Annotated in this window: 13 protein-coding genes; 2 read left to right on the forward strand and 11 right to left on the reverse strand. The window is 67.7% G+C overall.

What is annotated here, in order from left to right; all coding sequences use genetic code 11:
* Window positions 1-40: 40 nt before the first annotated feature.
* The 5 genes from SA87_RS11185 to gatC all read right to left on the reverse strand — a co-directional run bounded on the left by SA87_RS11185 (window position 41) and on the right by gatC (window position 5,505).
* Window positions 41-685, reverse strand: a complete 645-nt coding sequence (locus SA87_RS11185; protein ID WP_066441234.1) for a chromate transporter — start codon at window positions 683-685, stop codon at window positions 41-43.
* A gap of 168 nt (window positions 686-853) precedes the next feature.
* A complete protein-coding gene (rlmD, locus tag SA87_RS11190; protein ID WP_245637725.1) occupies window positions 854-2,242 on the reverse strand; it encodes a 23S rRNA (uracil(1939)-C(5))-methyltransferase RlmD in 1,389 nt (462 codons plus the stop codon).
* Window positions 2,243-2,246: 4 nt separating this feature from the next.
* Window positions 2,247-3,692 (reverse strand): Asp-tRNA(Asn)/Glu-tRNA(Gln) amidotransferase subunit GatB, encoded by a 1,446-nt coding sequence (gene gatB, locus SA87_RS11195; protein ID WP_066203178.1) that lies wholly within the window; start codon window positions 3,690-3,692, stop codon window positions 2,247-2,249.
* A 13-nt stretch (window positions 3,693-3,705) separates the two neighbouring features.
* A complete protein-coding gene (gene gatA / locus SA87_RS11200; protein ID WP_066203180.1) occupies window positions 3,706-5,175 on the reverse strand; it encodes an Asp-tRNA(Asn)/Glu-tRNA(Gln) amidotransferase subunit GatA in 1,470 nt (489 codons plus the stop codon).
* 12 nt (window positions 5,176-5,187) lie between these two features.
* Complete coding sequence (gene gatC, locus SA87_RS11205) at window positions 5,188-5,505, reverse strand: Asp-tRNA(Asn)/Glu-tRNA(Gln) amidotransferase subunit GatC (protein ID WP_082718135.1); 318 nt, start codon at window positions 5,503-5,505, stop codon at window positions 5,188-5,190.
* A gap of 155 nt (window positions 5,506-5,660) precedes the next feature.
* On the opposite strand from gatC, the gene SA87_RS11210 reads away from it, so the two are divergent.
* Both SA87_RS11210 and SA87_RS11215 read left to right on the forward strand, forming a co-directional pair.
* Window positions 5,661-6,824, forward strand: coding sequence for an MGDG synthase family glycosyltransferase (locus tag SA87_RS11210; protein ID WP_066203186.1), 1,164 nt, complete (start codon window positions 5,661-5,663; stop codon window positions 6,822-6,824).
* A gap of 294 nt (window positions 6,825-7,118) precedes the next feature.
* Window positions 7,119-8,024 carry an AEC family transporter gene (locus SA87_RS11215; RefSeq protein ID WP_066203189.1) on the forward strand — a complete coding sequence of 302 codons (906 nt, stop codon included), beginning with the start codon at window positions 7,119-7,121 and terminating at the stop codon, window positions 8,022-8,024.
* Between the two features lie 145 nt (window positions 8,025-8,169).
* On the opposite strand, the gene SA87_RS11220 is transcribed toward SA87_RS11215, so the two are convergent.
* The 6 genes from SA87_RS11220 to SA87_RS11245 form a co-directional block, all read right to left on the reverse strand.
* Window positions 8,170-8,436 (reverse strand): hypothetical protein, encoded by a 267-nt coding sequence (locus tag SA87_RS11220; RefSeq protein WP_156516542.1) that lies wholly within the window; start codon window positions 8,434-8,436, stop codon window positions 8,170-8,172.
* Between the two features lie 150 nt (window positions 8,437-8,586).
* Window positions 8,587-10,134 carry an L-glutamate gamma-semialdehyde dehydrogenase gene (gene pruA / locus SA87_RS11225; RefSeq protein ID WP_066203194.1) on the reverse strand — a complete coding sequence of 516 codons (1,548 nt, stop codon included), beginning with the start codon at window positions 10,132-10,134 and terminating at the stop codon, window positions 8,587-8,589.
* Window positions 10,135-10,398: 264 nt separating this feature from the next.
* A complete protein-coding gene (locus SA87_RS11230; RefSeq protein ID WP_066203198.1) occupies window positions 10,399-11,322 on the reverse strand; it encodes a proline dehydrogenase family protein in 924 nt (307 codons plus the stop codon).
* Window positions 11,319-12,050, reverse strand: coding sequence for an ABC transporter ATP-binding protein (locus SA87_RS11235; RefSeq protein ID WP_066203200.1), 732 nt, complete (start codon window positions 12,048-12,050; stop codon window positions 11,319-11,321). Before SA87_RS11235 ends, SA87_RS11230 begins: the two co-directional genes overlap by 4 nt.
* A complete protein-coding gene (locus SA87_RS11240) occupies window positions 12,047-12,817 on the reverse strand; it encodes an ABC transporter ATP-binding protein (RefSeq protein WP_066203204.1) in 771 nt (256 codons plus the stop codon). The genes SA87_RS11235 and SA87_RS11240 overlap by 4 nt, the downstream gene beginning before the upstream one ends.
* A complete protein-coding gene (locus tag SA87_RS11245) occupies window positions 12,814-13,791 on the reverse strand; it encodes a branched-chain amino acid ABC transporter permease (RefSeq protein ID WP_066203206.1) in 978 nt (325 codons plus the stop codon). Before SA87_RS11245 ends, SA87_RS11240 begins: the two co-directional genes overlap by 4 nt.

The following is a 13,791-nucleotide window of genomic DNA, read 5'->3' on the forward strand; positions in this document are numbered from 1 at the left end:
CGCCGCCCATCCTCGCGCCCAGCCGTGCCTTGAGCCCGCCTCACCGGACGCGGGTCGGTTTTCGGACCCGACGGGTTTTTTCCCACTGGCCGACGACCAGGCCGAGAACGATGCCGCCGACGATGACAAGGACCGGATGAAGGTGCAAGAAAAACAAGACTCCAAAGGTGACCACGGCGATGCCGCCAGTCAGCCACCCGTCGACCGCGGTTTTCGCCACCCGGACGCCGGCATAGGCGATGAGGGCCACGATCGCCGGACGGAGGCCCGCCATCGTCGCCTCGACGTACGGGTTCGCCTTGAGCCCCTCATAGAGAACGGCCAGGACGAGCATGATGAGGATCGTCGGCAGCAGCGCCCCGGCGGTGGCGAGGACCGCGCCGAGGACGCCGGCGAGGCGGTAGCCGATGAGGGTCCCGACGTTGACGTAAATCGATCCGGGGACCGCCTGGGCGACGGCGAACAGGTCGACGATCTCTTCCCGGCGGGCAAACCGGTGCCGGTCGACGAGTTCCCGCTCGAGGAGCGGGATGACGGCAAAACCACCGCCGAAGGTGACCGGGCTCAGCTTGGCGAACGCCAAAAAAAGGGCCCACGCCGTTCGCCACCGGCCGATGTGCCGAACCCGCTCTTCCGACGCCCCCGCGACCGCTTTGGTCCGCCTTTGCGCTTCCTCCCGGGCCACACCGATCCCATCCTTTCGTCTCGACTGCCGATGAAAGCATACCCTACGGGGAAGCGTGTTTTCCCCTGCATGCGCCTTCCGTCCGCCCCTCCTGCCCGCCCGGGGTTCTCGACATGAGTTCATTGTAACACAGGAAAAAAGGGCGCGTCGTCACAACGCGCCCATTTTTCATATAACGTTCACATCTCGTTCGAAAAGGGCGACCGTCTCCACGTGGACCGTCTGGGGAAAGAGATCGACGGGTCGGGCGGCGGCGAGGCGAAACCCTCCGGCGGCAAAGAGGCGGGCGTCCCGGGCGAGGGTGCTGGGATTGCAGGAGACGTAGACGAGCCGCCGGGGCCGAAGACGGAGGATCGCGTCGACCGCCTTCGGATCGAGTCCCTTCCGCGGCGGGTCGACGACGACGACGTCCACGGTCTTTCCTTCCTCGGCAAAGCGGGCGAGGAGGTCTTCGGCCGCGCCGGCGAGGAAGCGGGCGTTTTCGATGCCGTTTCGCCGGGCGTTTTCCTCGGCATCCCGGACCGCCTCCGGCACCGCCTCGAGGCCGATCACCTCCGCCGCCTTGCGGGCGAGGACGAGGGCGATCGTCCCGACGCCGGCGTAGGCGTCGATCACCGTCTCCCACCCCGTCAGCCCGGCCATCTCTTCCACGATCCGGTACAGCGCCTCCGTCTGCTCCGGGTTGACCTGAAAGAACGACCGGGCCGAGATGCGGAAGCGAACGCCGAGGAGGGTCTCCTCGATCGTCTCCCGGCCGGCGATCACCCGGCTCTCCTCGCCGAGGATGACGTTCGTGCGGCGGGGATTGATATTTTGCACGACCGAGACGACCGAAGGCACCGCCCGCCGGACGGCGGCGGCGAGCCGCCGGGCGTCGGGGAGATGCGGCCCGTTCGTCACGACGACCAGCATCGCTTCGCCCGTCCGGGCGGTCCGGACGACGAGGTGCCGGATGAGCCCCTCATGATGCGCCTCGTCGTACGGCGGAAGGCCGAGGGCGCGGATCGCGTCCCGGGCGGCGCGGAGGGCGGCCATCCCGGAAGAGGCCTCCAGGAGGCAGTCGTCGATCGGGACGAGGGTGTGGGTTTTCCGGGCGTAGTAGCCCATCTCCGTCCGCCGGCCGAAGCGCCGGACGGCGAGCTGGGCCTTGTTCCGGTACCGCCAAGGCTCCCGCATGCCGACGATCGGAAGCACCGGCGGGTCGACAAAGCCGCCGAGGCGCCGGAGGGCGTCCCGAACGGCGTTTTCTTTGAAGGCGAGCTGTGCGGCGTACGTCATGGGCTGGAGCTGGCAGCCGCCGCAGCGGCCGTAGACCGGACACGGCGGCGCGACCCGCTCCGGCGATGCCCGGACGATCCGGGCGAGGCGGGCAACGGCGTAGGACGCCTTCACCGCCTCGACGACGATCTCGACCGTCTCGCCGGGGAGCGCCCCCGGGACGAAGACGGCAAACCCGTCCGGCCGGGCGATCCCCTGGGCGTCATGCGTCAGACCGACGATCTCCACCGTCCGCCGCTCGCCGGCCCGAAGCGGCGGGCGGCGGATGCCTTCCGCCACCGCCTCAGGCCCCTCCTGCGCCCCGCCGGGCCTCGAGGGCTTTTTTGAGGAGGGCGTTCGCAAGCCCCGGGTTCGCCTTCCCTTTCGTCTCCTTCATCACCTGGCCGACGAGGTGGCCGAGGGCTTTTTCCTTTCCGGCGAGGTAGTCGGCGACGGACTTCGGGTTCGCCTCGAGCACCCGCTTCACGACCGCCTCGAGGAGGGCGGCGTCCTGGATCTGGACCAGGCCCTTCTCCCGGACGAGCGCCTCGGGATCGGCGCCCGTCGCGATGACCTCCGGAAAGATCTCCTTGGCGATCCGGCCGCTGATGGTGCCGTCTTCGATGAGGCGGACGAGGCGGGAAAGGTGCGCCGGCGTCATCGGCACCGCATCGATGGATTTTTGCTCTTTGTTCAGGTAGCCGAGGACTTCGACCATCATCCAGTTGGCGATCGCCTTGACGTCACCGCCGTGGGCGACGGCCGCCTCGAAAAAGTCGCCGACGGCCTTTTCCTGGGTGAGCACCCGGGCGTCGTACGACGAGAGGCCGAATTCCTCGACGTAGCGCTTCCGGCGGGCGTCCGGAAGTTCCGGCAGGCTCTCCCGGATCTCCTCGATCCACGCCTCCGGGATGGTGAAGGCGACGAGGTCCGGGTCGGGAAAGTAGCGGTAATCCGCCGACGTCTCTTTCGCCCGCATGCCGACCGTCACACGGCGGGCTTCGTCGTAGCGGCGGGTCTCCTGGACGATCGTCCCGCCCTGGGCGAGCACTTCCATCTGACGGGCCGCCTCGTACTCGATCGCCCGCTCGACGCTTCCGATCGAGTTCATGTTTTTGATCTCCGTCTTCGTGCCGAAGCGGGTCTCGCCGACCGGCCGGACGGAGACGTTGGCGTCGCACCGAAGCGAGCCTTCTTCCATCCGGACGTCGGAAACGCCGGCGTAGGCGAGGATCGCCCGGAGCTCGGTGAGAAAGGCCGCCGCCTCCTTGCCGGAGCGGATGTCCGGCGCGGTGACGATCTCGATGAGCGGCACGCCGCCGCGGTTGAAGTCGACCAAGGTGCCTCCCGGCGTGTGGATGAGTTTGCCGGCGTCTTCTTCCAGGTGCAGCCGCTCGATGCGGATGCGCTTTTTTTCGCCGTCGACTTCGATGTCGACGTAGCCGTTCCGCCCGAGGGGGCGGTCAAACTGGCTCACCTGGTACGCCTTCGGGAGATCGGGGTAGAAGTAGTGCTTCCGGTCGAATTTCGTCTCCCGGGTGATCTCACAATTTAAGGCGAGGGCCGCCTTCAGGGCGAGGGCAACCGCCGCTTCGTTCAGGACGGGGAGCGTCCCGGGATAGGCGAGACAGATCGGGCAGGTGTTGGTGTTGGGCTCGTCGCCGAAGTCGGTGCGGCAAGAACAAAAAAGCTTGGTCTTCGTCGCCAGCTCGACGTGCACTTCCAGCCCGACGACCGTCTCGTAGGCCACCTTCGTCCCCTCCTCACAGCGCCGGACGGCGGCGGTGGTGCTCCGTCGCCGCCTGATACGCGTAGGCCGCCTGCAGCACGAGGGCGTCTTCGGCGACGTCGCCGACGAGCTGCAGCCCGATCGGAAGCCCCTCGGCGGAAAAGCCCGCCGGGACGCTCACCGCCGGAAGTCCCGCCAGGTTGGCCGGCGACGTCAGCCGGTCGCTCTGGTACATCGCCACCGGGTCGGAAAGCCGCTCCGACAGAGGAAAAGCCGGCGTCGGCACCGTCGGGCCGGCGACGAGGTCGTAGTCGGCAAACACCCGCTCGAAATCCCGCCGGATGAGCGTCCGGACCTTCTGCGCCCGGACGTACATGTCTTCGTAACGGCCGGCGGAGAGGAAGTACGTCCCGAGGAGCACCCGCCGCTTCACTTCCCGGCCGAACCCCCGCGCGCGGGTTTCGGCATAAAGGGCCGCCAGATCCCGGGCATCGGAAAACCGCCGGCCGTAGCGGAGGCCGTCGAAGCGGGCGAGGTTCGACGCCGCCTCGCCCATCGTCAGGATGGTGTACGCCGCTTCGGCATACGCTAGATGGGGCATATCGACGGGCTCGACGATCGCCCCCAGCCCCTCCAGCACCCGAAGCGCCTCTTCCGTCCGAGCCCGGACATCCGGGTGAAGGCCGACGAGCCAGAACGTCGGCACGGCCACCTTAAGCCCCCGGACGTCCCGGCCGAGGGTCGGCGCGACCGGTTCCCGATCCCGGGGAAGCGACGTCGTGTCGCTCGGATGAAAGCCGTGAAGGGCGTCGTAGACGATCGCCGCCTCCTCCACCGTCCGGGCGAGGACGCCGACGGTGTCGAACGACGAGGCGAAGGCGACGACGCCGGTCCGGGGGATGCGGCCGTACGTCGGTTTGAAGCCGACGATGCCGGTGAAGGACGCCGGCTGGCGGATCGAGCCGCCGGAGTCGGTGCCGATGGCATACCAGACTTCCCGGGCGGCGACCGCCGCCGCCGAGCCGCCGCTCGAGCCGCCCGGGACGCGGTCTGGATGCCACGGGTTTTTCGTCGTCCGGTAGGCGGACGTCTCGGTCGACCCGCCCATGGCAAACTCGTCGAGGTTCGCCTTGCCGACGATGACGGCGTCCGCCGCCAGCAGCCGTTCGGTGACGACGGCGTCGTCCGGCGGCAGAAAGCCTTCGAGCATCCGGCTTCCGGCGGTCATCGGCAGGCCGGCGACGGCAATGTTGTCTTTCACCGCCGCGGGGATGCCGTACAGCGCTCCAAGCGCCTCGCCGCGCCGGCGCTTCTCCGAAAGCGCCGCCGCCCGCCGGCGGGCGGCGTCCGGGTCCAGGGCGATGAAGCTTTCGATCCGATCTTCCACCGCCGCGATGCGCTCCAGGGCCGCTTCCAGAAGCGCTTCCGGGGCGAGCTCCCCGGTCTCGAGCCGCCGGCGGAGATCCGGAATGCGCTCTTCCAAAAGATCACCGTAGGCTGCCATGGCCACCCCTTCTCAATCCCCGAGCACCCGGGGCACGCGGATAAAGCCGCCTTCCGCCTCCGGCGCCCGGGCGAGGAGCGCCTCGCGGTCATGGCGCCGCTCGGGTTCGTCCTCCCGCATGAAGATCGCAAGCGGCACCGGATGGACGGTCGGCTCGACGCCGTCGACGGGCACCGCCCGTAGGACGTCGACAAAATCGAGGATTTCCTGCAGTTCTTTCAGGATGGTTTGTCGTTCTTCGTCGGTAAGGGCGATCGCCGCCGCGTCGGCGATCTTCTGCACCGTTTCCTCGGTGAGTCGTTCGGCCATCGTCGCCCACCTCGCCAACATCGGAATGATACCAGAATGCCCCGCCGGTGGCAAAAGGCGTCGGTTGGATCTGGGAAACGATGGAAACCCCTCTGGCAAAAAAGGGGCGAATGAAGTAAGATCAAACTAGAAGTCTCTCCCACGGCGCATCGCGATCCCGAAGGAGGGTTTGCGCGATGAGCGAACCAGGAACGCTTCGACCGAACATCCTGATCGTGACGGAAGCGACCCTCGGGATGGGGCACACCCGGGCGGCGGAAGCGCTCCGGGACGCCTTTTTGACGGAGGCGCCGGACGCCGTCGTCCGGGTGACGACCGCTCTCGTCCCTCAGGCCGAAGCGCTCTTCAACCGCCTGTACGGCCAGACCCTCGCCCGGATGCCCCACCTTTGGGGCGCCGCCTACGCCAGCGAACGCTGGACGAGCATCCTGGCCAAACGGGCCTTTGGCGTTTCGGGGCTGTCCCGGGCAAAGGAGCTGTTCGACGCCTTTCGCCCGGACGTCGTCGTTTCGACCCACGCCCTGAGCGTCCCGCCCTTCGCCCGGCTGAAGCGGCGGCGGCCGTTTACCCTCGCCGTCGCCATCACCGACTTCGACGCCAACGGTTTTTGGATCAACCGCCGGGTTGATCATTACTTCGTCGCCCATCCCGACGTCGCCCGGACGCTCGCCGCCCGCTACCGACTGGACGTCGGGCGTTTTCAGGCGACGGGCATCCCGATCGACCCGCGCTTTGCCGACCCGACGCTTCCCGAGCGGGCCCGGGCGCTCCGCGCCGCCCTTGGACTCGGTCCGGCGGAGCCCCTCGTCCTCCTCATGGGCGGCGGCGAAGGCCTGCTGGACATGCCGACCGTCCTTCAGGCCCTCGATCGGCGGCCGGAGCCGTTCGCCGTCGCCGCCGTCTCCGGGCGGAACGCCGCCCTGCGGGAAGCGCTGGAGGCCCTGCGGCCGCACCTTTCCCACCGCCTGATCGTCACCGGCTGGATCACCGAGACGGCAACGTGGCTTTCCGCCGCCGACGTCGTCGTGACCAAGCCCGGAGGACTCACGCTGTCGGAGCTGTTTGCCCTCGGGAAGGCGGCGGTTCTCCTGCAGCCGATCCCCGGCCAGGAGACGAGAAACGTCCACTTCGTCGAACGGCACGGCGCCGCTACCGTGGTGGACGACGCCGAGGAGGCGGCCCGAACGGTGGGCGCCCTCCTCGGCGATCCGGACCGGCGGGCGGCGCTCGAGGCGGCGGCCCGGCGCCTCGGCCGCCCGGAGGCCGCCCGGACGATCGCCCGAACGCTCCTGGAGACGCTGGCGAACGGCGCCCGAACGCCGGAGGCGGTCGTGCGCTAGGGCGGCCCGGCATCGGGGCGGCCGCCAGGCGCGGAGTTCCGGTTCGGCCTGAAGCGCCCTTCGGTCTTCCGGGCGGGAGCTTCGGGATGGGCGTTTGAACCCCCCGCCGTTTGGAAGCCCGCACGGGTCACCGTATGGGCGGGGCTCCAGATACGGAAGGCGCATCGCGGCCGGGAAGATGCGGGTTCTCCTCCCGTCCCTCGAAGCGCGTAAAAGCATCCCGAACCTGCCAGGGGATTGATATTGTGAGTGCTTGGCAGGTTTTTAGAAACAGAATCGAGGGGATATACGCCGATGCTTCAGCTCTTCTGGAACGTCGTCCTGCCGGTCCTCGTCATCGTTGCCGCCGGCTACGCTTACCGCCGGGCGTACGCCGTCGACACGGTCGCTCTCGCCCGCTTTTCGTCGCAGCTTTTGAGCCCGTTTCTCATCTTCGCGTATCTCGCCAAGAGTCCGATTCCGGTTGATCTCGCCGGCGCCATGGCGCTGGCGCTTCTTCTTTTTACGGCCCTGCTTGCCGCGATTACGGTTGCCCTCTTCCGGCTGTTTCGTCTCGAGGCGCTCCTTCGACCGGCGCTCATGACGACGCTCTTTCCGAATACCGGCAACTACGGCCTCCCGCTCATCCTGTTCGCCTACGGCGACGGCGCGTTTTCGCTGGCGATTTTCGTCGTCGTGCTCAATTTTATCCTGATGTATACCGTCGGCATCGCCCTCGCCGCCGGGCGGGGGACGTCCTGGCCGGCGACGATCCGCCAGATCCTCGCGCTTCCGACGACCGTCGCCACCGGGCTCGGACTCATTTTCGGCCTTTTTCACCTGCCGCTCCCCGACGCGCTGTACCAGCCGATCCGCCTCGTCGGCGACGCCATGGTGCCGGTGGCGCTCCTCATTCTCGGCATGCAGCTCGCCGAGGCCCGGCCGGCGGCCTACGCCCGGGCGACGGCGCTGGCGAGTGCGATCCGCCTCGTCCTCTCGCCGGTCGTCATGGCCGCCGTCGTCTTCGCGCTCGGCCTTTCTCCCCTTCCGGCCAAAGTCCTCATCGTCCAAAACGCCACGTCGGCGGCCGTCATCATGACGATGATGGCCGCCGAATACCGGGTTCAGCCCGATTACGTCGCCTCGGTGACGCTCGTGACGACGCTCCTCAGCTTCTTTTCCCTCACCGCGGTGCTCTATGCCGTCGAGCTCGTCTTCTAGAAGCCGGACCGCCCCCATGCCGAACTCGCCCGCGAACGCCGTTCCACAACGGGCCGTTGAGAACCTCTCTACCGTTCGGCCTCCGCTCCTTCGACAAGGGCGAGAGCGACCGCCACATCGAGCCATCCGACGCCGACCGATTTCATCACCACCAGCGCCTCCTCCGACACCCTTCCCGGTTTTTCCCGGGAAAGGATGGGAACGCGTACCGCATGAGGAGCATGGCCCCGGCGACGTACAGCTTCCTTCGCCCGACGCGATCGGACGGCGCCCCCATCAGCGGGATGAGGACGGTCGCGACCAGCGTCGCCAGCGAGACGGCAATGAGCACCGCCCGCCGATCCATCTCGGGTGTGCCCGTCGCGCAGGAGACGATGAACGTCGAAAACAGATAAAACGGCGCCGTCTCCACGACCTTTGCCCTCGCCGTGACGAGAACCGCCTTTCCGTGGCGTAAAAAAAATATTTTCTGAATAAAGCGTCGAAAAAGTCCCGCGGTCGGAGAACGCCCGTCGGGGAGCGCCCCCGGCCGCGGGAGACGCCGTCGCCGCATGCTCGCCGGTTAGAGCACTTCCGAGGACGACTTGAGCTGCATGAAGAGGCCGAGGTAGTCCGGGCCGCCGGTCTTCGCGTTCGTTCCGGACAGATTGAAGCCGCCGAACGGATGCACGCCGACGATGGCTCCGGTGCACTTCCGGTTGAAGTAAAGGTTGCCGACGTGGAATTCCTTGCGGGCTTTTTCGATTCGGGCCCGGTCTTTCGAATAGACGGAACCGGTCAGGCCGTAGATCGTGTCGTTGGCGATCTCGAGGGCGTGGTCGAAATCCCGCGCCCGAATGAAGGCGAGCACCGGCCCGAAGATCTCCTCCTGGGCGATCCGGCCCTTCGGGTCGACGTCGGCGAAGATCGTCGGCTTGACGTACCAGCCCGTCGACGGATCGCCCTCGCCCCCGAGGACGAGGCGCCCTTCCCGCTTGCCGATCTCGATGTACGCAAGGACCTTTTCGTAAGCGGACTGATCGATGAGGGGCCCGATGACGTTCGTCGGATCGACGGGATCGCCCTGCTTGAGGGCCTTCGTCTTTTCGATGACCCGCTCGAGGACTTGGTCGTAGACGGCGTCGACGACGATGGCTCGGGAGCAGGCGGAACACTTCTGCCCCTGGAAGCCGAAGGCGGATGTGACGATGCCCTGGGCCGCCGCTTCCAGGTCGGCCGTCTCGTCGACGATGATGGCGTCCTTCCCGCCCATTTCGGTGACGACCCGTTTCAACCACTTCTGCCCGGGCTGCACCTTGGCCGCCCGCTCGTAGATGCGGACGCCGACTTCGAGGGAGCCGGTGAAGCTCACAAAACGCGTCTTCGGGTGATCGACGAGAAAGTCGCCGATCTCGCTCCCGCTTCCCGGGAGGAAGTTCACCACGCCGTCCGGGACGCCGGCTTCCCGGAGGATTTCGAAGAGCTTGTAGGCGACGATCGGTGTGTTCGAAGCCGGCTTCAAAATGACGGTGTTCCCGGCGACGAAAGCGCCGGAGGTCATGCCGGTGAGGATCGCCACCGGGAAGTTCCACGGCGGGATGATGATGCCGACGCCGAGGGGGATGTACTCGAGGACAGAGTCCTCCCCGGGGAGCGGATAAAGCGGTTGCGGCCGGCTGTAGCGCTCCATCTCCCGGCCGTAGTACTCGAGGAAATCGATGGCCTCGGCGGTGTCGGCGTCGGCCTCGACCCAGCTTTTCCCCGCCTCCTTGACGATCCACGCGGAGATCTCGTGCTTCCGCCGCCGGAGGATGGCCGCCGCCTTGTAGAGGGTGCGGGCCCGCTCGACGCCGGGGATGCGGGACCACGTCTCAAACGCCTTCCACGCCGCCTCTAAGGCCATCTCGGCGTGCTCCCGGGTCGCCTTGGAGCTCCGGCCGATCACCTGGCGGTGGTTCGCCGGGTTGGTGGAGACGATCTCGTCGTCGGTGTAGATCTCCTTTCCGCCGATGACGAGCGGCGTCTTGAGCCCGAGCTCCGACTCGACCTTGGCGAGGGCCGCCCGAAACGCTTCGGCGTTCTCCGGCCGGCTGAAATCGGTGAGCGGCTCCGGGCGGAAGATCTGCATCATCGGGCATTGCTCCTTTCACCGGATGATCTTCTATCGAAACGCCGCGGCGCCCGCCGCCCGGCGTTCCGGTCCAAGGCGAAGACGCCGTCGCTTGGGCCGCCGACCGATCCGACCGAAGCGTTCGGCCCGCCGGCGGATCTCTTCCACCGGAAAACCCCCGCCCCGAAGGAGGAGCCTTCCGACGGAGGCGTTCGACCGCCGAGACCGACGCCGGATCGGTCGGCAGGGCGAACGCGGATCAGGCCCGGAAGCGGCCAAACAGCGTCAGCGGGCAAACAGCGAGCGGAGAACGAACCAGGCGTTTTCCGGCCGCTCCGCGAGGCGCCGCATCGTGTAGCCGTACCAGTCGATGCCGTACGGCACGTACACGCGGGCGGTGTAGCCTTCCCGGGCGAGGCGCTCGAGGAGCGATTCCTTGATGCCGTAGAGCATCTGGAATTCAAACCGCTCCCGCGGGATGCCCGCCTCCCGGACGTAGGCCTTCACCCGCTCGATCAGCCGCTCGTCGTGGGTGGCGACGGCGGCATAGCCGCCGGCCGAAAGGTGCCGCGCGACGAGGCGGAAATAGTTTTCGTCGACGTCGGCCTTGTTCGGATAGGCGACGCTCGGCGGCTCCTTATACGCCCCCTTGACGAAGCGAATGTTCGGCCGGTCGGGAAGGAGCGCCTCGAGGTCGTCGGCGCTCTTGTAGAGGTACGCCTGCATGGCGATGCCGATCGTCTCCGGCCCGAATTCGTCCAGAAGGGCGCGAAAGAGGCGAAAGGTCGCCTCGTTCCGGGCGTAGTCTTCGATGTCGATGCGGACGAAGCGGCCGCGCCGCTTCGCCTCGCTCAGGATGCGGCGCATGTGGGCGTGGGCGAGCGCCTCGTCGACGTCGAGGCCGAGCTGGGTGAGCTTGACCGAGAGGTAAGCATCGACGCCGGCGCGGTCCATCGCCCGGAGCGCCTCGATCGCCGCCGCGGCCGCCGCCTCGGCTTCCGCCCGGGAAGTGACGAACTCGCCGAGGTGGTCGACCGTCGCCTGGATGCCCCGGTCGTTGAAGGCCTTGACCCGCACCATCGCCTCTTCCACCGTCTCGCCGGCGACAAAACGCCGGGCGCCGAGGCGAAGCCCGTACCGCCGAGCGAGGCGGTTGGCGAGACGGCTTTTCGAAAGATAGAGAAATGTGTTCTGCATGAACGTGCTCATCGGCGTCCCTCCGCCTGGGCAAGATAGGCGTCCACCACGCGAGGGTCGCTCGCCAGCGCTTCGGACGGCCCCTCCAGCACCTTTTCGCCGAGCTCCAGCACGACCGCCCGGTGGGCCAGGGCGAGGGCCGCTTTGGCGTTTTGCTCGACGATGAGGATGGCCGTCCCTCGACCGTTGATCGCCCGCAAGGTTCGGAAGATGTCCTGCACGACGATCGGCGCGAGCCCCATCGACGGCTCGTCGAGGAGAAGGAGCCGCGGCCGGCTCATGAGCCCCCGGGCGATGGCGAGCATCTGCTGCTCGCCGCCGGAGAGCGTCCCCGCCGGCTGGTGCAGCCGTTCTTTGAGGCGCGGAAAGAGCTCGAAGACGAACGCCAGCGTCTCGCGAAGAAAAGCCCGATCCTTCCGCTGCGTAAACCCGCCGAGCTCCAGATTCTCCAGCACCGAAAGCGGGCCGAACACCTGCCGTCCCTCAGGGACGTGCACGATGCCTCGACCGACCAGAGCGTCGGGCGGAAGGCCGGTGACGTCTTCGCCGGCGAAGCGGATCCGGCCCCCGACCGGCCGGACGAGGCCGGACAGGGCCCGGAGCGTCGACGTCTTGCCGGCGCCGTTGGCGCCGAGGAGGGCGACGATCTCGCCGTCGCCGACGGCGAGGTCGAGGGCCCGCACCGCCGTCACCGGGCCGTAGGCGACCGTGAGGGATTCGACGCGAAGGAGCGCCGTCATCCGACCGCCTCCTCTCCGAGGTACGCCTCGACGACCTTGGGATGCCGGAGGACGTCCGCCGGCGGCCCTTCGGCGATTTTCTCGCCGTAGCTTAAGGCGACGACGTGCTCCGAAACATTCGCCACGAGGCGCATGTCGTGTTCGATGAGGATGACGCCGATTTCGAGCTCGTCCCGGATGCGGCGGATGAGGTCGGCGAGGGCGGCCTTTTCTGCCGGGTTGAGCCCTGCCGCCGGCTCGTCGAGGAGCAGCAGTTTCGGCCGAAGGGCGATCGCCCGGGCGATTTCCAAAAGCCGCCGATGACCGTACGGCAGCGTCCCGGCGCTCCGGTCGGCGACGTCCTGAAGGCCGACGAAGGCGAGGGCCCGACGCGCCTCCTCCCGGGCCCACGCTTCCTCCCGGCGCATGCCCGGCGTCCGGAAAAGGGCGGCGAACACGCCGGAGCGGGTCCGGGGATGGAGGGCGCTCAGGACGTTTTCCAGGGCCGAAAGCGTTTTGAACAGCCGGATGTTCTGAAACGTTCGGGCGAGGCCCCGGCGGGCGACAGCGCTCGGCGGAAGGCCGGTGATCCGCTCGCCGGCAAAGCGGATCTCGCCGGCGGTCGGACGGTAAAACCCGGTGATCAGGTTGAAGAGGGACGTCTTCCCGGCGCCGTTCGGTCCGATGAAGCTCGCGATCGTCCCGGCGGGGACGGCGAACGAAAGGTCGCGGATGACCTCAAGCCCGCCGAAGCGGAGCGAGAGCCGTTCCACTTCCAGGAGCATCACCGCCCGTCGCCTCCATTCAGCGCCGCCCGACCGCTCTGGGGCATCTTGCGCCGGCCGGCCGGCCAGAGCCCTTCCGGCCGGAAGTGCATCATCGCGATGAGGAGCGCGCCGAAAAGAAAATACCGCCAGCTGGCAAATTCTCGCATGGCCTCCGGCAAGAGGACGATGAGAAACGCCCCGAGCACCACTCCCGGCAGACGGCCGAGGCCGCCCAGGATGACCGCCAGCAGGATGAGGACCGACTGCATAAAACCGAAGCTTTCCGGCGCGATGGCCGTCATCCGGACGGCGAACACCGTTCCGGCGAGGCCGCCGACGACGGCGCCGACGACGAAGGCGAGCAGCTTGTAGCGGAACGGATCGATGCCCATCGCCGCCGCCGCGTCTTCGTCTTCCCGGATGTACTTCCACGCCCGGCCGACGCGGGAATGTTCGAGCCGCCGCATCGCGAGGTACGTGACGATCGCGAGGATGAGAAGGAGATAATAAAAGTCTTGCTGCGTCTTCAGCGCATGGCCGAACACGGTCGGCCTCGGGATGCCGTAGATGCCCGACGCCGAGCCGGTCAGGGTGAGGTTCTTGGCCGTGATGCGGATGATCTCCCCGAAGCCGAGGGTGACGATGGCGAGGTAGTCGCTCCGAAGCCGGAGGGCCGGCGCGCCGATGACGACGCCCGAAAGAGCGGCGAGGGCGGCCGCCGCCGGCACCGTTAAGAGGAACGGCACGTGATAGACGGTCGTGAGGATGCCGGTCGTGTAGGCGCCGATGGCGAAAAAGGCGGCATAGCCGAGGTCCAAAAGCCCGGCGAAGCCGACGACGACGTTGAGGCCGAGGGCGAGGATGACGTAGAAAAAGGCCGAGGTGAACACGTCCAGCCAGTAGTTGGACGCCACCCGCGGAAAGAGGAACAGGGCGAGAAGAAGCCCCGCCGTCGCCCCCTGGGAGGCCCGCGCCCGAAACGAAGTCGCCGTCAT

This window comes from Hydrogenibacillus schlegelii (assembly GCF_001653195.1).
In the GTDB taxonomy this organism is placed as follows: Bacteria; Bacillota; Bacilli; order Thermicanales; family DSM-22653; genus Hydrogenibacillus; species Hydrogenibacillus schlegelii.